The 23,532-nt window shown below is 37.4% G+C and carries 17 protein-coding genes and 2 tRNA genes; 17 read left to right on the top strand and 2 right to left on the bottom strand.

The genetic code is table 11. The annotated features are described in order from the left end of the window. Nucleotide 1: 1 nt before the first annotated feature. Nucleotides 2-541, bottom strand: coding sequence for an RNA methyltransferase (locus tag ISU00_RS03130; RefSeq protein WP_228852584.1), 540 nt, complete (start codon nt 539-541; stop codon nt 2-4). Between the two features lie 134 nt (nt 542-675). Between ISU00_RS03130 and mutS the strand changes: the two genes are divergently transcribed. From mutS to ISU00_RS03110, 4 genes are all read left to right on the top strand, one after another. Next, complete coding sequence (gene mutS, locus ISU00_RS03125; protein ID WP_228852583.1) at nt 676-3,288, top strand: DNA mismatch repair protein MutS; 2,613 nt, start codon at nt 676-678, stop codon at nt 3,286-3,288. Nucleotides 3,289-3,385: 97 nt separating this feature from the next. Further along, nucleotides 3,386-3,457: transfer RNA gene (locus ISU00_RS03120), tRNA-Gly, on the top strand. A 55-nt stretch (nt 3,458-3,512) separates the two neighbouring features. Then, nucleotides 3,513-3,596: transfer RNA gene (locus ISU00_RS03115), tRNA-Leu, on the top strand. 292 nt (nt 3,597-3,888) lie between these two features. Beyond that, nucleotides 3,889-5,307: a PQQ-dependent sugar dehydrogenase gene (locus ISU00_RS03110; RefSeq protein ID WP_228852582.1), complete on the top strand. Its 1,419-nt coding sequence runs from the start codon at nt 3,889-3,891 to the stop codon at nt 5,305-5,307. Between the two features lie 115 nt (nt 5,308-5,422). On the opposite strand, the gene ISU00_RS03105 is transcribed toward ISU00_RS03110, so the two are convergent. Continuing rightward, nucleotides 5,423-5,701: a hypothetical protein gene (locus ISU00_RS03105; RefSeq protein ID WP_228852581.1), complete on the bottom strand. Its 279-nt coding sequence runs from the start codon at nt 5,699-5,701 to the stop codon at nt 5,423-5,425. Nucleotides 5,702-6,137: 436 nt separating this feature from the next. Here ISU00_RS03105 and ISU00_RS03100 point away from each other — a divergent pair, with 436 nt between their 5' ends. From ISU00_RS03100 to ISU00_RS03040, 13 genes are all read left to right on the top strand, one after another. Continuing rightward, nucleotides 6,138-9,389, top strand: a complete 3,252-nt coding sequence (locus tag ISU00_RS03100) for a SusC/RagA family TonB-linked outer membrane protein (RefSeq protein WP_228852580.1) — start codon at nt 6,138-6,140, stop codon at nt 9,387-9,389. Nucleotides 9,390-9,401: 12 nt separating this feature from the next. Then, nucleotides 9,402-11,192 carry a RagB/SusD family nutrient uptake outer membrane protein gene (locus ISU00_RS03095; protein WP_228852579.1) on the top strand — a complete coding sequence of 597 codons (1,791 nt, stop codon included), beginning with the start codon at nt 9,402-9,404 and terminating at the stop codon, nt 11,190-11,192. A gap of 36 nt (nt 11,193-11,228) precedes the next feature. After that, complete coding sequence (locus ISU00_RS03090) at nt 11,229-12,776, top strand: DUF5123 domain-containing protein (protein ID WP_228852578.1); 1,548 nt, start codon at nt 11,229-11,231, stop codon at nt 12,774-12,776. A gap of 157 nt (nt 12,777-12,933) precedes the next feature. Beyond that, a complete protein-coding gene (gene kduI / locus ISU00_RS03085; protein ID WP_228852577.1) occupies nt 12,934-13,764 on the top strand; it encodes a 5-dehydro-4-deoxy-D-glucuronate isomerase in 831 nt (276 codons plus the stop codon). Nucleotides 13,765-13,769: 5 nt separating this feature from the next. After that, entirely contained in the window at nt 13,770-14,531 is a 762-nt protein-coding gene (locus ISU00_RS03080; protein ID WP_228852576.1) for an SDR family NAD(P)-dependent oxidoreductase, read from the top strand. Between the two features lie 28 nt (nt 14,532-14,559). Then, nucleotides 14,560-15,960 (top strand): glucuronate isomerase, encoded by a 1,401-nt coding sequence (uxaC, locus tag ISU00_RS03075; RefSeq protein ID WP_228852575.1) that lies wholly within the window; start codon nt 14,560-14,562, stop codon nt 15,958-15,960. Between the two features lie 18 nt (nt 15,961-15,978). Next, a complete protein-coding gene (locus ISU00_RS03070) occupies nt 15,979-17,025 on the top strand; it encodes a sugar kinase (RefSeq protein WP_228852574.1) in 1,047 nt (348 codons plus the stop codon). Between the two features lie 6 nt (nt 17,026-17,031). Next, on the top strand, nt 17,032-17,700 hold the full coding sequence (locus ISU00_RS03065) for a bifunctional 4-hydroxy-2-oxoglutarate aldolase/2-dehydro-3-deoxy-phosphogluconate aldolase (protein ID WP_228852573.1): 669 nt from the start codon (nt 17,032-17,034) through the stop codon (nt 17,698-17,700). Between the two features lie 5 nt (nt 17,701-17,705). After that, nucleotides 17,706-18,686, top strand: a complete 981-nt coding sequence (locus ISU00_RS03060; RefSeq protein WP_394368527.1) for a TRAP transporter substrate-binding protein — start codon at nt 17,706-17,708, stop codon at nt 18,684-18,686. Nucleotides 18,687-18,688: 2 nt separating this feature from the next. Further along, the gene (locus tag ISU00_RS03055) at nt 18,689-19,141 is read left to right on the top strand and encodes a TRAP transporter small permease (protein ID WP_228852571.1); all 453 of its coding nucleotides are present in this window, start codon (nt 18,689-18,691) and stop codon (nt 19,139-19,141) included. 2 nt (nt 19,142-19,143) lie between these two features. Further along, on the top strand, nt 19,144-20,442 hold the full coding sequence (locus tag ISU00_RS03050; protein WP_228852570.1) for a TRAP transporter large permease: 1,299 nt from the start codon (nt 19,144-19,146) through the stop codon (nt 20,440-20,442). 12 nt (nt 20,443-20,454) lie between these two features. Beyond that, entirely contained in the window at nt 20,455-21,900 is a 1,446-nt protein-coding gene (locus ISU00_RS03045; protein ID WP_228852569.1) for a tagaturonate reductase, read from the top strand. Nucleotides 21,901-21,909: 9 nt separating this feature from the next. Continuing rightward, nucleotides 21,910-23,520, top strand: a complete 1,611-nt coding sequence (locus ISU00_RS03040; protein ID WP_228852568.1) for a UxaA family hydrolase — start codon at nt 21,910-21,912, stop codon at nt 23,518-23,520. Nucleotides 23,521-23,532: the final 12 nt, after the last annotated feature.

Below are 23,532 nucleotides of genomic sequence, written 5' to 3'. Positions count from 1 at the left end.
CCTATTTGGTTGAAATTTTATTGTAGAAATCCCAAATTACGATTCCGGCACTTACTGAAATATTGAAAGAGTGTTTACTCCCAAACTGTGGAATTTCAATTACCATGTCTGACTCATTTACAACCTCCTGAGAAACACCTTTTACCTCGTTGCCAAAAATTAGAGCGTATCGTTGATTTGGCTGAGATTCAAAATCATTTAACATTATGGAATTTTCAGCCTGTTCAATAGAAATAACTTTTGTATTCTCCTTTTTTAACTGTTTTACTAGTTCGACGGTAGATGATGCATATTCCCAGACCACGGTCTCTGTGCTACCAAGTGCAGTTTTGTTAATGTCTTTGTGTGGGGGCTTTGCAGTTATTCCGCAGAGGTAGATCTTTTCGATTAAAAAACAATCGGAAGTTCTAAAAACAGATCCTATGTTATTAAGGCTCCTAATATTATCTAAAACAACAATAATAGGTGTCTTATTGGCCTCTTTGAATTCGTCAACAGTTAATCTATTTAGCTCATTATTTTCTAATTTTCTTTTGCTCATAGCAGATTTAAAATTGTTGAAATCCTGTAATAATTGTAGATAACTTGGGGAGGTATCGTTTTACAAGCCAATGGTTTCTTTCTAAATTAGCGAAATTGCAATTTCGACAAATTTAAGATACTTAAATCTAAAAAGTGGGAACCAAAGTCAAGAAAGAAACACCCTTAATGAAACAGTACAATGCTATCAAGGCAAAGTACCCAGATGCACTTTTGCTGTTTAGGGTGGGAGATTTTTACGAAACTTTTGGCCATGATGCAATTAAAGCTTCCAAAATTCTGGATATTGTTTTAACTAAGCGTGGCAACGGAAGTGAAAGTGAAACGGCCTTAGCTGGTTTTCCACATCATTCACTTAACACTTATTTGCCTAAATTGGTGAAAGCTGGTCAAAGGGTTGCCATTTGTGATCAACTTGAAGATCCTAAGATGACCAAAACTATTGTTAAAAGGGGTGTCACAGAATTGGTAACGCCGGGAGTGGCATTAAATGATGATATACTTAGTACAAAATCTAATAACTTTTTAGCTGCAGTTTATTTTGGCAGAACACTTACAGGTGTTTCCTTTCTAGATATTTCCACTGGAGAATTTTTAGTAACTCAAGGAACTATCGATTACATTGATAAACTTTTGCAGAACTTTTCGCCTAGCGAAGTGTTGGTTCCTAAGCCTGAAAAAAAATATTTCAAAGAAACCTTTGGTGAAGAATGGCACACCTTTTTTTTAGAGGACTGGGTATTCCATGAAGACTTTAGCCAAGAAATTTTGCAGAAGCATTTTCAGGTTAAAACCATGAAAGGATTTGGTGTTGAGGATTTATACGATGGGACTGTTGCCGCTGGGGCGATACTACATTATTTGAATGAAACACAACACCGTCGATTAAGGCACATAAACAAATTACAAAGAATCCACGAGGAGGCCTATGTGTGGATGGATCGATTTACCATTCGGAATTTAGAATTGTACGCATCCCATAACCTGAATGCCGTAACACTTATAGATGTTATCGATAAAACACTTTCTCCTATGGGAGGGCGTTTGTTAAAGAGGTGGATGGCATTTCCGTTGATTGATAAGGAGCAAATTAATCTTCGTCACGAAGTAGTTTCCTATTTTTTAGAAGAACCGAGTTTATTACACCAACTTCAAACATATATAAAGCAGATTTGCGATATAGAGAGGCTTATTTCCAAAGTTGCAACCCAAAAAATTAATCCTCGTGAGGTTGTGATGTTAAAGAATGCCCTGGAAGCAGTTGTTCCAATTAAATCACTTCTAGAGAATACAAATTCCAAATCTCTAAAAAACATTGGTGGTCAATTATTGGAATGTAGGGAAGTTCGCGAGCGCATTAACGGAACATTAAATGAGGAAGCTCCGGTTAATATTCTAAAAGGTAATACGATTTCAAGTGATTTTTCATCCGAGTTGAAGGAATTGCGCTCTTTGGCATTTTCAAGCAAAGAATACCTAGATGCGATGCTCCAAAGGGAAACGGAGCGAACTGGCATAACTTCCTTAAAAATTGCTAGCAATAATGTATTTGGTTATTATATAGAGGTTCGCAATACGCATAAGGATAAAGTGCCAGCAGAATGGGTGCGAAAGCAAACCCTAGTTAATGCGGAGCGTTATATAACTGAAGAACTCAAAGAATACGAAGCAAAAATTTTAGGAGCCGAGGACCGAATTCAGGCTATCGAACAACAGTTGTTTTCAGAATTGGTTCAGTGGTTAGGAAATTACATTGAAAGCGTACAAATCAACGCAGCCAAAATAGCGATGTTGGATAATCTCTGTGGGTTTGCACAATTAGCAAAGGAGAATAATTATGTAAGGCCAGTTTTAATTGAAGGTCATTCCTTGAAAATTGTTGGGGGCAGACATCCGGTCATTGAGAAACAGCTTCCGCATAATGAACCCTTTATTTCTAACGATGTTTATTTAGATAGGGAAAGTCAGCAAATTATTATGATTACTGGCCCTAATATGTCAGGTAAGTCGGCCATTTTACGGCAAACGGCACTTATAGTGTTAATGGCTCAAATGGGCAGTTATGTGCCTGCCGATACTGTTGAAATGGATGTGGTTGATAAAATATTTACACGCGTTGGCGCTAGTGATAATATTTCCATGGGAGAATCTACCTTTATGGTTGAGATGAATGAAACAGCCTCAATTTTAAACAATATTTCGGATAGAAGTTTGGTGTTATTGGATGAAATAGGAAGAGGTACAAGCACTTATGATGGAATTTCAATTGCATGGGCAATAAGCGAATATTTACATGAACATCCTGCTCATGCTAAAACCTTGTTCGCCACTCATTACCATGAGCTTAATGAAATGACTGAAACTTTTGAGCGCATTAAAAATTATAATGTTTCGGTAAAGGAATTGAAGGATAAGGTTCTCTTTTTACGGAAACTTGTTCCTGGTGGAAGCGAGCATAGTTTTGGTATTCATGTTGCAAAAATGGCAGGGATGCCTCAACAGGTTATCAAGAGGGCAAATAGCATTTTAAAACAATTAGAGAAATCACATAGTTCTGAAGAACTTACAAATAAGGTAAGAAATTTACACGATGATATGCAGTTGAGTTTCTTTAATTTAGATGATCCCTTATTGGAGCGAATTAAGGATGAAATTGTCAATACAGATATTAATACCCTTACCCCAGTTGAAGCCTTGATGAAACTAAATGAAATCAAGCGAATGCTTCAAAAGCAAAAAAGAGCTTAAAATTGCTCCAATTTTCAATAAAAAGACTTTGACATTCGTATAAATGTTTTAAATTTGCCTCCGCAATTAAAACGAGACTATCGTTTCAATGGCAATTGCGAAAGTAGCTCAGGGGTAGAGCATCACCTTGCCAAGGTGAGGGTCGCGGGTTCAAATCCCGTCTTTCGCTCAACATGGACGCTGTCGAGCAGCGTTTTTTGTTAAAGTCCAAAATTTGGAAGTCCGCTCGGATGGTGGAATTGGTAGACACGTTGGACTTAAAATCCAATGGCCATTAGGCTGTGCGGGTTCAAGTCCCGCTCCGAGTACAGATAAAATCCGTAACTAGTTATTAAATAATGAGTTACGGATTTCTTGTTTATTAATTGTACGAATTATGTACGATAAATTAATTTTATTCCTAAATAGTCTTGGGACTGCATCAATCTATCAGTGATAGCCTCCAGTTTCAAATCAATCCTAAATCCATTAGATTTGTGTCACCGAAATTTAGAAGTAAAAAAAGACTTTGTACGATCATTTCACTAACTAATTAAAATAGTAACTGGCATTTCAACCATTCAATCTAATATTTATTGTACTAGACAAAACAACAAAAAATTGAAATTACAATTTTATTTTACGGTTATTTTTTCTCTCACTTCAATATTAACTAGGTCACAGGAATTGTCCCAACTAAATGTTGAAGACATTTATAAAAATTTATGTGCAAGTTGTCATACATCTAGTGCCATTGGAGGCAGTTTGAAAGATGGGAAATGGAAATATGGTGGGTCTGATGAAGAAATTCTACATTCCATTAAAAATGGAATTACAGAAAAAGGAATGGTGGCTTATAGTTCCGTCTTAACAGATGAGCAAATACGGGCTATTGTTGTTTATATTAGGGAAATGGAATCTACGGATTCCGTAGAATCCACTGAGTTAGACATTTCTGATAAAGTTTTGGAGACGCGGTATCATACATTCAAAGTGGAAACACTTACAAGTGGATTCAGAACACCATGGTCTATTGCATTTCTTCCTGATGGCAGCAAATTGATTACAGAGCGGCTTGGACCCATTCATTTGATTAGTTCAGACAATAGGCTTGATTCTATCCCGATAAAAAATACACCAAAGGTTATTTTTGATGGACCGGAAGGTGGTATGATGGATATTGCACTTCACCCGGATTACGAAAAAAATGGTTGGATTTATTTGGCTTTTGCGGATGGTTGGCGAGATGAGATGGGTAAATCGTGGTCACAAACGGCAATTGTTCGTGGGAGGATCAGAGATCATCAGTGGATAGATCAAGAATGGATTTACAAATCGGATTTAAAATTCTATATGCAATCCGGAGCGCACTATGGAACACGAATCGCTTTTGATGATGGATACATCTATTTTGTTATTGGGGAAAGAGGTGTTATGGGGCACGCACAGGATTTGAATCGCCCGAATGGCAAAATATTTAGGCTCCATGATGATGGCAGTATTCCAAAAGACAACCCGTTTATAGAGACACCCGAAATCCCAAAGGGGATTTGGAGCTATGGTCATAGGAATCCACAAGGCCTTACAATAGATTCAAATCACAATGTTTATGCGACCGAACATGGAGCCCAAGGGGGAGATGAATTTAACCTTATTCAGAAAGGGAAGAATTATGGTTGGCCAATAATTACTCATGGAATTAATTATAATGGTCAACCAATTACTTCAATAACCGAAAAGGAAGGAATGGAACAACCATTGGTGCACTGGACGCCATCTATAGCTCCTTGTGGTTTAACACAGTATATAGGTTCACTATTTCCAAATTGGCAAAATGATTTTTTTGTTGGTAGCCTTAGAGCACAAGAATTACATCGTTTACGGGTTATTAATAAAAAGGTAGTTGATCAGGAAATCATATTGAAAGGCATTGGGCGAATTCGGGATGTAAGAACAGGACCAGATGGATACATTTATTTACTAACTGATGAACCTGCCCGATTAATTAGGCTCGTACCATCAGAAAAAAAAGGAGAATAAAATAATTAAAAAATACAAACCTGCTTAATCCATAAATTAAAGTAAGAATACGCCTAATTATTAGTTAATAAATAAGTTATATGGTACAGTCCCTAGAGTGAATTTTCCAATTGCATTAAACTATCAAAGCATAACCAATTCCTCTCCATTCCGATGGTATAGTGTAAATCCTTTTAACCACCATCGTGTTTTTATCAAATTTTTTTAACGCTCCGCAGCTAATAGCTTTATTGTCCCTATAAAAAATTAAAACATGCGCTAATTTATCTATGGTATTGTATTGGAAATAGAATTGATGTTCCTCACTGTTCAAATGGAAGGGTTCCGAATCTAAATCACTTACAAGATTTTCAAAATTGGGGTTTTTGGAATCGGTTCTAAGAAAATGTTCCATTACTCTTAAAAGAAATCAACGGTATGAAAATTAATAAATACGATGGTATGTTTTAAAATTTAACTATAGTTATCGATTACATAATGTTCAAAAAGGGATCAAATTTTATCGATTTCTTTAAGAAGCTGTTGTCGTATTCGCAAAAAAGTGACTATTAATTATATATCTGTGGTTAATTATGAATATAAAAGTGTTAAAATGACAATGTTTGAGGAGTAAAAGTTTTGCCATTAACATTATTTTAATAATTTAGCGTAATCGATTACATAAATTGATTCTGGCTCAATCATTTTTGAATTATTACCTCTTGTGTAATTACTTTTGATCCGTGTCTATTTGGTTTCCAAAGTATTACCTTGTGATAAAGATAAAATTGTTGGCGGTTTTGGTTTAGAATCGGATTAATTCATTTTAACTCACTATTTAACTGGCTTGTATGGAAAAACTACTTTTACGTAATAGGTGGATTTGGCATCTTCTTAATTCGCCTAAACGAATTCCTAAAGAATTGCTGCTTACGGTTGTCTTAATTATGTCGACAACATTAATTTTTGCTCAAAATATTAGTGTTAGTGGAACCGTAATAGATGGAGAAAATGGAGGTCCTCTTCCTGGGCTTACAATTCTCGAGAAAGGAACGACAAATGGGGCTACAACCGATTTTGATGGAAATTATACCATCAATGTCTCGGGTTCTAACGCTGTTCTTGTCTTTTCTTATATTGGGTATTTAACCCAAGAAATAAATGTGAATGGACGAAGTAACATTGATGTAACTATGTCTGCTAATTTAGAAGCTTTAGACGAGGTTGTAGTTGTAGGATATGGAACGACTAGAAAATCCGATTTAACCGGATCTGTTGTTGCAATTGGTGGTGACGACTTGAAACAACAGTCCATTTCTAGCGTGGCGGAAACTTTAACCGGTCGATTGGCGGGTGTGCAAGTGTTATCTACTGAAGGTTCTCCAGACGCTGAAATTAATATTCGAGTAAGGGGTAATGGTTCTTTAACACAGGATAGTACGCCGCTTATTATTGTCGATGGTTTCCCTGTAAACAGTATGAGCGATATTAGCCCTTCAGACATTGATAATATTTCGGTTCTTAAGGATGCCTCTTCTACTGCTATCTATGGTTCTAGAGGTGCAAATGGTGTTGTTATTATCACAACTAAAAGTGGTAAGGAAGGTAAGATTGGTGTTAACTTTAATACGTTTTATGGAGTTAAGAAAATTGCCAACACTATAGATGTATTAGATCCTGAAGATTATGTGAAATGGCAGTACGAATATGCCCTTTTAAGTGATCCAGAAGAATTAGATTCTTATGAAAGATATTTTGGTTTGTGGCAAGATTATGACCAGTACCTAGGTATGAAAGGAAATAATTGGCAAAAACAAATTTATGGTCAAATGGGCGAGGTTGTTAACCGTGACTTGTCTGTCCGTGGAGGGTCTGAAAAAATTAATTTCAACTTCAACTATGCACTTTATGATGAGAAAACAATCATGGTTGGTTCAAATTTTAAAAGAAATAACTTAACATTATCTCTTAAGAGCAAAACTAGTGAAAAGGTAGATTTGGCATTTACTGTAAGATATTCTGATACAGAAATTAATGGTGGTGGAGCAAACGAACAAGACGAAGTTTCTTCAGCTGATGCGCGTTTAAGGCATAGTGTTGGTTATTCACCAATACCTTTGCCAGGTTTAACCACAACTGATACCGATGAGGCGCTTTCAAGTTATTTGGTGAATCCGTTTGTTGCTGTAGACGATAACCAAAGAAAGCAATTGCGCAAAAACTTTAATATGCTTGGAAGCTTCTCTTGGAAAATTCTTGAAAATCTTCAGTTTAAGTCAGATTTTGGTTTGGATAATAGAAACGATCAAGATTACAGGTTTTATGGTCGATCAACCTATTATGCTAATAACCGTCCATCTGCTGAAAACCAAGGATTGCCAGCGCTCGTGTATAGGGATAGAAAAAGGGAGAGTTTTAGAAATGCGAATACTATTAATTTCGATTTCAACAAGTATTTAGGCGATGATCATGACTTAAAAGTTCTCATTGGAGAAGAAATGATTGTTACTAAAGATGTGAGTGAGTTTACCGAAATTCAAGGTTTTCCGAAAGATTTCGATTTTGATACCACAAGAAAATTAACAACTCAAGGGATTCCACAGTCCGTTGATAATTTTTATGCCCCAGATGATAGGTTGTTGTCATTTTTTGGAAGATTGAATTATAGCTTAATGGATAAATATCTATTAACAGCAACATTTAGGGCCGATGGTTCAAGTAAGTTCTTGGGGGATAATCGTTGGGGGTATTTCCCTTCAGCGGCCATTGCTTGGAAAATTAATGAAGAAAGCTTCTTGAAAGATTCAGATTGGTTAGATGCCCTAAAACTTAGATTAAGTTATGGTGAGGCGGGTAATAACAATATTCCAACTGGCCAAACTGTTCAAAGCTTTGAGTCTAGGACTACTACATATCTTAATGGTATTCCAACCTATTGGGCTGCCTCAAATACAATGGCTAACCCAGATTTAAAATGGGAAACTACCGTAACACAAAATTTAGGTTTAGATTTTGGATTATTTAATGGTGTTGTAAGCGGTAGTGTTGAAGTATATAAGAACATAACAAACGACCTACTTTTAAATTTCCCAACTCCTGGTACAGGTTATGCTAGTCAATATAGAAATTTAGGGGAAATTGAAAATAGAGGTATCGAGGGGTCCCTTAATATTAATGCTATTACAAAAGAGAATTATGGCCTGAGTTTCGGATTCAACATTTCAGCGAATAAAAATGAAATAAAATCACTTGGTTCACTGGAAGATTTTGGCCAGAATACGAATTGGGCTTCCACCCAAATTGGACGTGATTACCTAATTAGAGTAGGTGAGCCAGTTGGTATTATGTGGGGCTATCAAAACGATGGTCGTTATGAAGTTTCGGATTTCAATTATGATGTTGCAACGGGTGAATATACTTTGCGACCAGATGTTGTGGATAATAGTGCAGTTGTGGGTGAGGTTCGTCCAGGTGTATTGAAATTAAAGGACCTTAACAATGACGGTATTGTAGATGTTAACGACAACGGAATTATAGGTGATGCTAACCCCGATTTTACGGGCGGTTTTACTTTGAATGCTTACGCCTACGGCTTTGATTTATCGGCAGCCTTTAATTTTAGTGTTGGTCAAGATGTTTACAATGCCAATAAGGTTGAGTTTACAACATCTAATTTAAATGGGCAGTATAGAAATTTAAGTACTATAATGGCTGACGGAAATAGATGGACTAATTTAGACCCTTCTACTGGTGCATTAGTGACAGATCCGGTGCAGTTAGAAGCAATCAACGCAAACACCACAATGTGGTCACCATATATGGGAAGATTTGTTTTTAGCGATTGGGCTGTGGAGGATGCTTCTTTCCTAAGATTAAACACTTTAACGTTAGGGTATACAATTCCTGATGCCTTAACTTCTACCGTTGGTATTTCGAAGTTAAGACTCTATGTTACGGCAAATAATGTATTTGTCTTAACGGATTATTCTGGTTTAGATCCTGAAGTTTCAACTAGAAGGAGGACACCGCTTACTCCAGGTGTTGATTACTCTCCTTTTCCTAGAAGTAGACAGCTTGTATTTGGTGTAAACCTTAATTTTTAAAAATTGTTGAGAATGAAAAATTTTATAAAAATATATTCCTTAATCATTATAGCAGGATTGTGCTTTTCCTGTGAGGAAATAGATTCAGATTTTCTGGAGGCTCCAGCCAAATCTACCTTAGATGAATCTATAATTTTTTCGACCGCTGGGTTGGCTAGAGGTGCCGTGAATGGTATTTTGGAGCCAATGGGTCAGACCAATTCCTATAGAGGTAGATTTATACCTTTCTATGGCTTTAATACTGACATTGAATATAACTATAGTTCAGATGATGCCGGTAGCTCCCAAGGTGAATTAATGATTTATGATACTAAGCCTAATAATTCTCAAATGAATTCTGCGAATAATGCATGGGCTATGATGTATAGTGGTATTGAACGTGCCAACATTGCAATACGAGGTTTGCGCAATTTTGGTAATCCTGAACCAGGATCTGAATTGGGTCAATTATTGGGAGAAGCCTTAACCTATCGCGCCATTTATTATGCAGATTTAATGAAGGCATGGGGAGATGTTCCAGCCAGATTTGAGCCAATTACAACTGAAACCATTTATCTTGAAAAATCAAGCCGTGATGTTATCTACAAACAATTGATAGCAGATCTTGGTGAGGCTGCGACTTTAGTTGCTTGGCCAAACGCAAATTCTTCTACTACCTCTGTTGAAAGAGTTAATAAAGCATTTGTGAAAGGGTTCAGAGCACGTTTAGCAATGGCTGCGAGTGGCTTTCAGAGATATCCAGATGGAGTAAGAAGAAGTAATGATCCAGAACTTTCTGTTCAAAATATGTATCAACTTGCATTGGATGAGTGTAGGGATGTAATTAACAGCGGTACCGCTAGTTTAAATCCATCTTTTGAAGGGTTCTGGAAAAACTATAACGAGGAGAATACCACTGCCGGTGGAGAATCTTTATGGGAAATTCCATTTTCTGATGGACGTGGTAGGGTGTTGTTTTCTTTCGCCGTTAGGCATAGAAGTGTGGATCAGCACACTAGCCAACCTAGAGGAGGAATTGCTGGCCCTACCCCAACTGTATATTATGATTATGATGAAAGTGATACACGAAGAGATGTTACATGTGTACCCTACCAATGGGGGAATGCGGTAAATGGATTTGCTCAGCAAGAATTGGTTGGGTTAGATACTTGGTATTTCGGAAAATACCGCTATGAATGGATGAATCGAATTGTTACTTCTTCAAATGATGATGGGGTTAACAAAATTTACATGCGTTATGCAGAAATATTGCTAACGGCTGCTGAAGCTGCTAATGAATTAGAAGGTCCTGGTGCTGCGGCTCCTTATTTAAAGGAAATTCGGAGAAGAGCATTCCCTTCTTCGGTGCATCCGCAAAAGGTAGATGCATACGTGGATGCCCTTGCCAGTAAAGAAGATATGTTCAATGCCATTGTGGATGAATACCAATATGAATTTACTGGAGAAATGGAGCGTAAACAAGACCTCATTCGGTGGAACTTATTGAGTGATAAATTAGATGAGGAGAAAACTAAATTGACAAATCTCCAAAATAGAACTGGTGATTACGAAAATGTACCAACAGTCCTGTACTATAAATACGAAGAAGACGGAGAAACCTTAGATATTTATGGTCTTGAACGAGGCGAAACCTCAGATCCTGGAGCGGAATATTCCGCATTTAATTGGGATCAACCACTTGAAGATATAATTAACTCCATATATAAACCAGGAGTTAATGTAAATGACAGACAATTTTGGCCGATATGGCAAGTCTTCATAGATGCGAGTAATGGTAAACTAGTCAACGATTATGGCTATTAATAATTTATCTAATAGATAATCAATAATTTATTGAAGATGATGAAAACAAAAAATATATTTAAATTATTATTCACCTTAGCTCTAACCGTTGTTGTAGTTAATTGTGGCTATAATGAGGATTTAATTGAAGAGCTTTCAATTAGTAGGGAATTTGCACCTGTTGATTTAAGGGCAATTGTAAGAAATCAAGTTAATGTTGAATTGAACTGGAGAGCTAATGATGATGTAAATACATACGTGGCCGAATTTAGTACTGATCCTAATTTTGGTAGTATTGAAGAAACTGTTGAGATATTAGGTAACGAATTACCTGCACTGGTACCTTTAGAAGGGGAAACCCTATATTATATTAGGGTAAAAGCAGTAAGTTCAAGAGGGTTGGATGATTCAACCTGGGCTACTGCACAGGCACAAACTTTAACAGAACAAATTTTTATATCGAGTGAACCTGGCGACATTGGTGCCACCCAAGCAATTCTTCGATGGATACCAAATAGTGCCGTAACCACAATTGAAGTTAGCCCTGGCAACATTTCCCATGTTGTTACAGATCAGGAGAAAATTGATGGTGTCGCTACAATAACTGGTTTAACCGGAGAAACTGAGTATACAGCCCAGATAATGAATGGCACTCGAATAAGAGGTATTACTACCTTCACAACTGGTATAGATGTTGGGGATAATACTTTAGTTATGCCAGAAGACGATTTATTTCAAATTATTGCAGATGCAGAGGATGGAGATATCTTAATTCTGGAACAAGGAGATTATACGTCTCAAGTTGGTTCTATTACTTTGAACAAGTCCATTACCATCCAAGGATTAAGAACAGACTTTAAACCCCAATTAAAGGTTAGTTTTTCTATTGGTACAGGAGCGATTGATGTTAGCTTAATTGACCTAGACTTAACGGGTGATGTTGCAGCCGAATTAACAGATGTAGTCCGTTACACCGAAGCAGATAATTTTAATTCGTTATTGATTAAAGGTTGCAATATCCATGATTACGATCGTTCATTTATAGCCGGTAGTGTTACAGATGGAATTGTGCAAAATGTAACCGTAGAGGACTGTGTGGTTACTAATGTAATGACCAACGGAGGTGATTTTATTGATTTCAGAAACTCCGATGCTCTTAATCTCTCTGTGACGACGAGCACATTTAACAATTGTGCTCCTGGTAGGGACTTTATAAGAATGGATAATGCAGGAACTTTGAATGACACAGGAGTGACTGCCAATATTCTAATTGATCAGTGTACAATTTACGCCTGTTCAAATTCCGACAGTAGAAGATTGCTTTATGTGCGATTTGTTTCTAATGATGTCACTGTTACAAATACATTAATTACGGAAACGGCCTCAGAGGGTTATGCTGATAGAGCCGGTATAGATGAAACACCGACTTTCGGAAATAATAATTATTTCAATGCGCCAGGATTTTATAATTCCTCGCAGTATATATACGATAATACCAATTACACCACTTTAGATCCACAATTTTCTGATCCATCATCAGGAGATTTCACAATCGCTAATCAAGATTTAATTGATAATGGTGTTGGGGATCCTCGATGGAGATAAAATGATGTAGTTTTAATTGAGTTAGTTTGATTAAAAGGTGCAACTTTCGGTTGCACCTTTTATCTAGATTTAATGAAACAACAAGAACCATTCGAATTGCAAACTGCTGTATCTTTGAGTAAATTGCAATCGATTGATTAATTAGATATTTGAATACATGAAAACGGAATTACGGTACGCTCATCACCCAGATGATGTTAAAAATTACACAACTGAGAAATTAAGGAGTCATTTTTTAATCCAGAATATTTTCCAAAAGGATGAAATAACCTTAACCTATACTATGTACGATAGGTATATAGCAGGAGGAGCTTTCCCGGTTTCAAAAGCCTTAAAATTGGAAACTTTCGACGCCTTAAAATCTGAGAACTTTTTAGATAGACGAGAACTCGGGGTTATAAATGTAGGAGGTAAAGGAAAAATTACTGTCGACGGAAACATTTATGAACTTGGTTTTAAGGAAGCATTATATGTGGGTAAAGGTGCTAAAGAAGTTATATTTGAAGCCACAGACGAGCAGCCATATTTTTATATCAATTCTGCCCCTGCCCATCATGCATTTCCAACAAAAAAGGTAACAAAAAATGAAGCTGAAATTGTTGAGTTAGGCGATTCCAAATTTTCAAATAAGCGTGTTATCAATAAACTTATTGTTAATTCTGTTGTGGAGACTTGTCAGCTTCAGATGGGTATGACTGAATTGTTAGAAGGAAATGTTTGGAATACTATGCCTGCGCATACCCATAGTAGAAGAATGGAAGTCTATTTCTATTTTGGAATTGAGGAAGGTCAAACACTCAGTCATTTTATGGGGCAACCTCAAGAAACTAGACATATTTTTATGCAAAACCATGAGGCGGTCATTTCGCCAGAATGGTCTATTCATTCAGGTGCAGGTACTTCCAATTATACGTTCATTTGGGGAATGGCAGGTGAGAATTTGGATTATGGCGATATGGATACAGTCGCACCTAAAGATTTAAAATAGAACAAATGAATTTATTCAATCTTGAAGGTAAAACAGCCTTAGTAACAGGTTGTAAAAGGGGTATAGGATTCGCGATGGCAGAGGCGTTGGCTGAAGCAGGCGCAAATATAATTGGTGTTTCGGCAACTTTGGAATTAGAAGGTTCCAACATTGAAAGACGAATCAAAGAAATTGGTAAAAATTTCAAGGCTTACCAATGTGATTTTTCCAATCGTGAGTCATTGTACTCATTTATTAGTAAAGTGAAGGCTGATTATCCTGTAATTGATATTTTGGTGAATAATGCAGGTACTATTTTGCGTAAACCGGCAGCTGAACATCCCGATGAATACTGGGACAAAGTGATCGAAGTAAATTTGAATGCTCAATTCATTCTCAGCAGGGAAATTGGTAAGGAAATGATTAAGCAACAATCTGGTAAAGTTATTTTCACTGCCTCTTTACTAACATTTCAAGGAGGGATTACTGTGCCCGGATATGCCGCTTCAAAAGGAGCAATCGGGCAATTAACAATGGCTTTATCTAATGAATGGTCTGGTAAGGGTGTTCAAGTGAATGCTATAGCCCCGGGTTATATCGCAACAGATAATACTGAAGCTTTGCGGAATGATGCTAACCGTAGCGATGCTATTTTGGCGAGGATACCGGCTGGCCGGTGGGGAGAACCAGATGATTTTAAAGGACCTATTGTTTTCTTAGCTTCAAAAGCTAGTGATTATATGAGTGGTTCCATCCTAACCGTGGACGGTGGCTGGATGGGCCGTTAAAGGATTTTAACATGCAACTAACTAACGAATGAACAACTTCATAAACGATAATTTTTTACTGCAAAATCATTTTGCAGAGGAACTTTACCACACTTATGCAGCTCCTCAACCTATAATCGATTATCATAACCATTTACCTCCAAATGAAATTGCAAATAACAGAACATTTGATACAATTTCCCAAGTGTGGCTAGCAGGCGACCATTATAAATGGAGGGCAATGCGGGCTCTTGGGGTAGATGAAAATTTTATTACGGGTTCAGCTTCCGATAAAGAAAAATTTCTCGCTTGGGGAAAAACGGTTCCTTACACCTTAAGAAATCCTTTATACCATTGGACGCATTTGGAGCTGAAGCGCTATTTCGATGTTGATGAATTGTTGAACGATAAAAGTGCCCCAGCTATTTATGAGGAAATAAATTCCCAATTATCCAAGCCAAAGTATTCAGTCCATGGGTTGTTAAATCAAATGAATGTCGAGACTTTATGTACAACTGAAGATCCAACTGATTCACTGCAATACCATAGAGAGATTAAGGCTAGCGAATTTAATATAAAGGTGGGTACGGCATTTAGACCGGATAAGGCGATTTTAATTGATTCTGAAACTTATAATCAGTATATCGATCACTTAGCCGAAGTATCAAATATAAATATATCCTCTTTCGAGGACCTAAAGTCTGCACTTTTAAATCGCTTGGATTTTTTCCATGAAAATGGCTGTAGATTATGTGACCATGGATTGAATTATATTTCGTTTACGGAATATAGTGATATTGAAATTGAAACAATTTTTGATAAGAAAAGGTCTGGAAAAAGTCTCACTGAAATTGAGGCTGAAAAATTTAAAACGGCAATTTTATTGTTTCTGTGCGAACAGTACCATCTGAGAGGTTGGGTGCAACAATTTCACTTGGGAGCCTTGCGTAACAATAATAAGCGAATGCTATCCAAATTGGGACCTGATACTGGATGGGACTCAATTGGTGATTACAAGCAGGCCGAAAACATGTCCAAATTTTTTAACACCCTAGATGGAAAAGACCATTTAGCTAAAACTATAATTTATAATTTGAATCCTGCAGATAATGAAATATTTGCTACCATGATTGGTAATTTTAATGATGGGAGTGTAAAAGGAAAGGTTCAATTTGGATCAGGCTGGTGGTTTCTCGATCAAAAAGATGGTATAATTAAGCAAATAAATGCCTTATCTAATATGGGTCTGTTGAGCTGCTTCATTGGTATGCTGACAGATTCCCGTAGTTTCTTATCCTTCCCAAGGCATGAATATTTTAGGAGGGTTCTTTGTAACTTATTAGGCGAGGAAATGAAAAGCGGTGAATTGCCAAATGATATGGATTTAGTGGGCAACATGGTTGCTGATATATCCTATAGAAATGCAAAAGAATATTTTAATTTTAAATAAGAATAAAACAAATAACAGATGAAAAAGGTAGTCACTTTTGGGGAAATAATGTTGAGATTAGCTCCTCAGGGTTTTTTGAGATTTTCGCAGGCTTGCAGCTTTGATGTAGTTTATGGAGGAGGTGAATCCAATGTGGCTGTATCTCTAGCTAATTACGGTGTTCCCGTTGATTTTGTAACGAGACTTCCGAAGAACGATATTGGCGAATGTGCTATGATGGAAATGCGCAAAAGGGGTGTTGGCGTCAACAATATAATTTGGGGTGGAGACCGTCTAGGAATTTATTTCTTAGAAACAGGAGCCGTTTCTAGAGGGAGTAAGGTTGTTTATGACCGTGCCCACTCTGCCATGTCTGAAATTAAGCCAGGTATGATTAATTGGGATGAGGTATTTGAAGATGTAGCTTGGTTCCACTGGACTGGCATTACTCCTGCAATTTCACAAGGGGCAGCAGATGCTTGTTTGGAGGCTTTAAAGGCGGCCAGCGCAAAGGGAGTTACCATATCAACCGATTTGAATTACCGTGCAAAACTTTGGAAGTATTGTGATGACGCGCACAGAGAAAAAGTAATGACAGAATTGACCTCTTACTGCGATATTGTATTAGGAAATGAGGAAGATGCTGAAATGCATTTTGGAATAAAGCCAGAAGGAATTACAGTGCAAACACAGGGTCATGATGTTAAGGCTGAAGCATTTTTGTCAGTTTGCCAACAGATGATGGAAAAATTCCCTAGAGCAAAAAAAGTAATTACAACTTTAAGAGGCTCTATCTCTGCTTCTCATAATACATGGGCAGGCGTTCTGTACGATGGTGAAAAAATGTACGAAACCCGTCAATATCAAATAACCGATATAGTAGATAGAGTTGGTGGTGGAGATTCCTTTATGGGTGGATTAATTTATGGATTGTTGAAATATCCAGAGGATGATCAAAATGCACTGGATTTTGCGGTGGCTGCCTCTTGTTTGAAACATACAATTAAAGGCGACGCCAACTTGGTGACCGTCGCAGAGGTAGAAAAATTAATGGGTGGAGATGCATCCGGGAGGGTAGCTAGATAAAATATTATGGCAAAGTATTCAAGGTTAGAAGTAGCTTCTGTTATGAAAGAAAATGGCATGGTGCCTTTGTTCTTTCATCCAGATGTTGATTTAGGAAAAGAGGTTCTTAAAGCTTGTTATGATGGAGGCGCCCGCCTTATTGAATTTACGAGTAGGGGAGATTTTGCATTTGAGGTGTTTGGTGAATTAAACAAATACGCCATAAAAGAACTTCCTGGGATGATAATGGGGGTTGGCTCAGTTACAGATGCAGCGGCAGCTTCGCTTTACATGCAATTGGGGGCCAACTTTATTGTTACTCCAGTTTTAAGGGAAGATATTGCGATTGTATGTAACCGAAGAAAAGTTCTTTGGTCACCTGGTTGTGGAACACTTACTGAGATTGCAAGGGCTGAGGAGCTTGGTTGCGAAATTGTAAAATTGTTTCCTGGTGATATTTATGGGCCGCAGTTTGTGAAAGGAATAAAAGGCCCTTGTCCGTGGACAAGTGTTATGCCGACTGGTGGTGTTAGTCCAACAGAAGAAAATTTAAAAGCTTGGTTCGATGCTGGGGTAACCTGTGTAGGTATGGGTTCGCAATTAATTTCAAAGGACATTTTAGCCAATAAGGATTATGATGGATTGACCAAGAAGGTTAAGGAAGCCTTAGAAATTATAAAGAAGGTGAGAAATTAATGATTATGAATAAATTGAAATGGTATCGCTTACTTGCCTTATTAATCCCCTTCTTGTATGGTTGTGGAGAAGGTGGTGGTGACGTAACCTTAAAGTTGGGCCATGGTTTGGATGTTAACCATTCAGTACATAAAGCCATGATTAAAATGGGGGAAATCTTGGAAGAGAAGTCGGGTGGTACTATGTCAATTGAAATTTATCCAAGTCAGCAATTGGGGACTGAGAGAGAATGTGTGGAATTACTTCAAATTGGAAGTTTAGACATGACCAAAGTTTCTTCAGGGGTTATGGAGAATTTCGCTCCTAAAATGAAAGTATTTGGTCTTCCGTTCCTCTTCAGGAATAAGGACCATTTTTTTCATGTGGTTGATGGTCCGATAGGAAAAAAATTGCTGAATAACGGTGAAAAGTATTGGTTGAAGGGATTAGGATATTATGACGCTGGTAGCCGAAGCTTTTACACTAAAAGCAATCCTATAGAAAAGCCTGAAGATTTGGCTGGTCTCAAGATTAGGGTAATGGAAAGTGTTACCGCTATTGATATGGTACGTAGTTTAGGAGGTTCTCCAACGCCAATTTCTTGGGGAGAACTATATACGGCACTTCAACAAGGGGTTGTTGATGGTGCGGAGAACAATCCACCTAGCTTTTACCTTTCGAAACATTATGAGGTCTGTAAATTTTATTCTTTGGATGAACATACAGCGCTTCCTGATGTCTTAATTATTGGAACTCACGTATGGGATAAATTAACCGATCAGCAAAGGGAATGGTTGCAGGAGGCTGTTGATGAATCAGTGGTTTATCAGAGAGTTCTTTGGGAAGAGGCTGAGAATGAAGCATTGGAAGAGGTGCAAAAAGCTGGCGTAACAGTTTTAAGACCAGAGAAAAAAGCATTTGCCGATAAGGTAGATGGGGTTTATGAGTCTTATAAAGCTGATTCGGAAATGTATGAGTTAATTGAAGAAATCCAGGCCTATCAATAATTATGAGAAAAAAAATTGATAACATATTAGGAAAGATGCTTGTTGTAATAATGGGGGTAATGGTGATTAACGTTTTGTGGCAAGTTTTTACGCGATACATAGTTGGTTCACCAAGTTCAGTTACCGATGAGTTAGCAAGATATCTCATGATATGGCTCGGGGTATTAGGGGCGGCTTATGTTTCCGGAAGAAATATGCACGTTGCTATAGATGTATTGCCCCGCAAGGCCACAGTTAAGAATCAGAAACGATTTGCTATAGTTGTTAATAGCCTTATCATACTATTTGTTCTCTTTGCCTTTGTAATTGGAGGTCTCCGTCTGGTCTATATTTCGTTCATTTTAGGTCAGCAATCGCCCGCTCTACAAATTCCGTTAGGATTGGTATATGCCGTTATTCCCCTTAGTGGAATACTAATAATCTATTATAAATCATCAGATTTAATGAAGCTTTAATTATGTGGGAATATATACCTGTTTTCGTTTTAGTACTTAGTTTTCTTTGCCTTCTTTCAATAGGGACTCCCGTGGCATGGAGTATTGCAATTTCAGCAACCCTAACCATGTTAGTAAGCATTCCTGCAATACCAGCCTTTACCACAGTGGCCCAACGTATGGGTACTGGTCTCGATAGTTTCGCTTTATTGGCCATTCCATTTTTTGTCCTTTCTGGTGAACTCATGAATAAAGGTGGAATAGCCCATAGATTAATAGCATTTGCGAAGACGTTGGTCGGTGCCTTACCAGGTGGCTTGGCATTAATTAATGTTATTGCCGCTATGCTCATGGGGGCGATTGCCGGATCTGCTATGGCTTCCGCATCTGCCATGGGTAGCATATTGGGGCCTGAGATGGAAAAGGAAGGGTATTCAAAAGAATTTGGGGCAGCTGTGAATATTACTTCCGCAACCACCGGTTTAATTATTCCTCCAAGTAATATTTTAATCGTTTACTCTTTAGCTAGTGGCGGAGTTTCAATTGCGGCTTTGTTTTTGGCCGGGTATATTCCTGGAATCCTTACAGGATTATTCCTCATGGGAGTAGCAATGATTTGGGCGAAAAAAAGAAATTATAAAATAGGGAAAAGAAGCACTTTTAGACAGATGGTGAAAACATTTGTAGACGCTTTCCCTAGTCTGATGTTGCTGGTTGTTGTAATTGGTGGTATTGTTGCGGGTATTTTTACAGCCACTGAGGCTTCTGCTATTGCGGTACTCTATACGCTGGTTCTCGGTTTTATTTATAAGGAAATAAAAACGTCTGATTTACCCTCAATTTTATTGAGCTCTTCAGCGACCACCGCCATAGTAATGCTCTTAATTGGTGCATCGATGAGTATGTCCTGGGTAATGTCTTATGAAAATATTCCACAGGATATTAGTTCAGCCTTGCTGGGTGTAAGTGACAATAAATTTGTAATCCTATTAATCATAAATTTATTGCTTCTGTTTGTTGGGATATTTATGGATATGACTCCAGCCGTTCTGATTTTTACACCCATATTTTTACCTGTGGTTACCAAATTGGGTCTAGATCCTACCCATTTTGGTATCATTATGATTTTAAACCTGTGTATTGGATTATGTACCCCTCCGGTAGGTTCGGTGCTTTTTGTAGGTGTCGGTATCGCAAAAACAACAATAGAAAAAGTGGTTCGACCCCTATTGCCTCTTTTTATAGCAATGATTATAGCTTTATTCTTAGTAACCTATATTCCTCAGTTAAGTTTATGGTTGCCTGAATTGTTTGGATATTAATTTCCGTATAGAATGAAAGTAAGTTTAAATAGAAAAAATGTTGATGTAGGCACCGCGTGGCCTATAAAAATTGTTCAGTTTGGTGAGGGTAATTTTTTACGGGCATTCGTAGATTATGCATTTCAAGAACTAAATAAGGCAGTCGGTTTTAATGGAGGTATTGCAGTCGTGCAGCCAATAAATGCTGGAATGGTTTCAATGCTGAATGATCAAGATGGCCTATATACTCTGTTTATAAAGGGAATTAAAGGTGGTGAAATAATTGAAGAAAAACACCTTATTTCCAACCTTGTTAAAGGTATAAATCCATATCCCGATTTTCAATTGTATTTAGACCTTGCCAAAGAAGATGAATTGGAATTTATTATCTCAAATACAACGGAGGCTGGTATTTCATTTGATGAAGGAGATACTGTGGATATGAATCCCCCGAATTCCTTTCCTGCCAAATTATTGAGGTTGCTCTATGAGCGCTACTTGTATTTTAACGGAGATAATTTAAAAGGTCTAACGATTATTCCTTGTGAGTTGATAAATTATAATGCAGATACTCTTAAGGACATTTTATTAAAATATACCGATGATTGGAAATTAGGACAAGATTTCAAGTCCTGGTTGGTCGATGCAAATACGTTCCATAATACTTTGGTTGACCGTATTGTTCCTGGATATCCTAGAGATAATATTGAAGAGTATAATAATCAATTGGATTATAAGGATCAACTTATTGTTTCAGCTGAGTCATTTTTTCTATGGGTCATAGAGGGAGATGAAAAGCTTAAGGAAAAATTGCCTTTCCATAAGACGAATTTAGACGTAAAAATTGTTCAAGATATGCAACCTTACCGTACTCGGAAGGTGCGTATACTTAATGGCGCACATACTTCAATGGTGCCCTTTTCAATCCTTTATGGAAATGAAACCGTAAAGGAAACAGTCGACAATTCATTCACGGGAAAAATTGTCGAAAGTCTGATTTTTGACGAAATCATACCAACTTTAACTTTGCCCGAAGAAGAACTGAAGTCGTTCGCAAATGAGGTATTAGATAGATTTAGAAATCCGTTTATCAAACATCAGTTATCTAGTATAGCGCTTAATTCCATTTCTAAATTTAAGGTTCGGGTTTTGCCAAGTCTTCTTGAATTTAACCAAAAAGAAAGTAAGCTGCCACTGAATTTGGTTTTTGCATTTGCTTGCCTTATTCGTTTTTATAAAGGTGAGTGGAATGGTGCTACACTTCCCTTAAACGATGATAAGTCAATAGAAGAATATTTTAAAACTATTTGGTCTTCAAATGATATTAAGGGTGTTGTAGATAACATTTTACAAAAATCTGATTTTTGGGGAGAGGATCTGTCAACAGTTCCAGGGCTGAAAGAGGCATTAACGCAAGCTTTACAATTCATTGAAGCTAAAGGAGTGGAGGAAGGTTATATGGCCTTCGTACAATCTTAACTATTTTACATGAAAGCGAAACTTATTACAGTACATCCCTCCGATAATGTGGCAGTTGCCCTAATAGATTTATACCAGGGTGATAGGATAGTTGTAAATGAAAAGGAGATAATCATTTTAAATGATATAAAGGCAAAACATAAAGTTGCCTTGGTTGACCTTAATGAAGGTGACCAAATTTTTATGTACGGAGTTTTGGTAGGAAAAGCAACTTCGCTAATCCCCAAGGGCGGTAGTTTAACTACTAAAAATGTGCAACATCAGGCTAGCGTTACAACCGGGAAAACCGAAACTGTAAATTGGACTCCACCTGATATTTCTAAGTGGAAGGACCGCACATTTATGGGCTATCATAGGGAAGATGGTCAAGTTGGCACTAATAATGTTTGGTTATTTTTTCCATTAGTATTTTGTGAGAATAGAAACATTGAAATTTTAAAGGATGTTTTTGAAACGGAATTATCCTTCCATAAAACCTATAAACAGCGCCAACTACTGCGGAATTTGATTGGAGGCAAATCTGACTCCCCTATTGAGCAAACTGAAGAAAATGCAATTTTTGAGAATGTTGAAGTTAAATTTATAACCCATCAAGGGGGGTGTGGAGGAATTCGTCAAGATGCGTTATCCCTTTCCAAATTGTTAGCAGGCTACGTTAATAATCCTAATGTTGCTGGTGCAACTGTTCTAAGTTTAGGATGTCAAAACCTTCAAGTTGATATTTTTAAAAATTCCTTGAAAGCCATCAATTCTGAGGTAAAGAAACCAATACTTATTTATGAGCAGCAGCAAATGGGAACCATAGATGATATGCTGAATACAATCATCAAAGATGCATTTGTGGAGATTAAAAAGGCTAATGATATTCAACGAAAGCCTGCACCGCTCTCTAAACTTAAATTAGGTCTAGAATGTGGTGGATCTGATGGCTTTTCTGGAATTTCGGCCAATCCTGCTTTAGGTTATGCTTCTGATATATTGGCTGCTTTAGGGGGATCCCCAATTCTTTCAGAATTTCCTGAGCTATGTGGCGTTGAACAGGAACTAGTTAACCGTTGCGTGGATGACGATAAAGCCGAAAAGTTTTTGGGTTTAATGAGGGCCTATGAAGATGCTGCCGAAGCATCTGGTTCAGGATTTGATATGAATCCATCTCCTGGAAATATAAAAGACGGATTAATCACTGACGCAATGAAATCTGCTGGTGCTGCCAAAAAGGGAGGTACTTCACCAATTCAAGATATTTTAGACTATGGAGAGTATGTAACAAAACCAGGATTGAATCTAGTATGTACTCCTGGTAATGATGTAGAAAGTACTACTGCGATGGTAGGTTCGGGGGCTAATATTGTTGTGTTTACTACCGGATTAGGGACTCCTACAGGAAATCCAATTGCACCAGTGATTAAATTATCCTCTAATTCTGAATTGGCGAGGAAGATGCCAGATATTATTGATGTAGATTCAGGGCCAGTAATCCGCGGTGAAAAATCTATTGAGGAGATGGGAGAAGAGCTTTTGGAGTATATTATAGACGTGGCTAGTGGTACGATTAAAGCCAAGGCAGATCTCAATAATCAAAATGACTTTATACCTTGGAAAAGGGGAGTTTCTTTATAGGGTTAATATTTA

The organism is Aegicerativicinus sediminis (genome assembly GCF_015476115.1).
In the GTDB taxonomy this organism is placed as follows: Bacteria; Bacteroidota; Bacteroidia; order Flavobacteriales; family Flavobacteriaceae; genus Aegicerativicinus; species Aegicerativicinus sediminis.
This window is presented reverse-complemented; position numbering and strand designations above follow the sequence as displayed.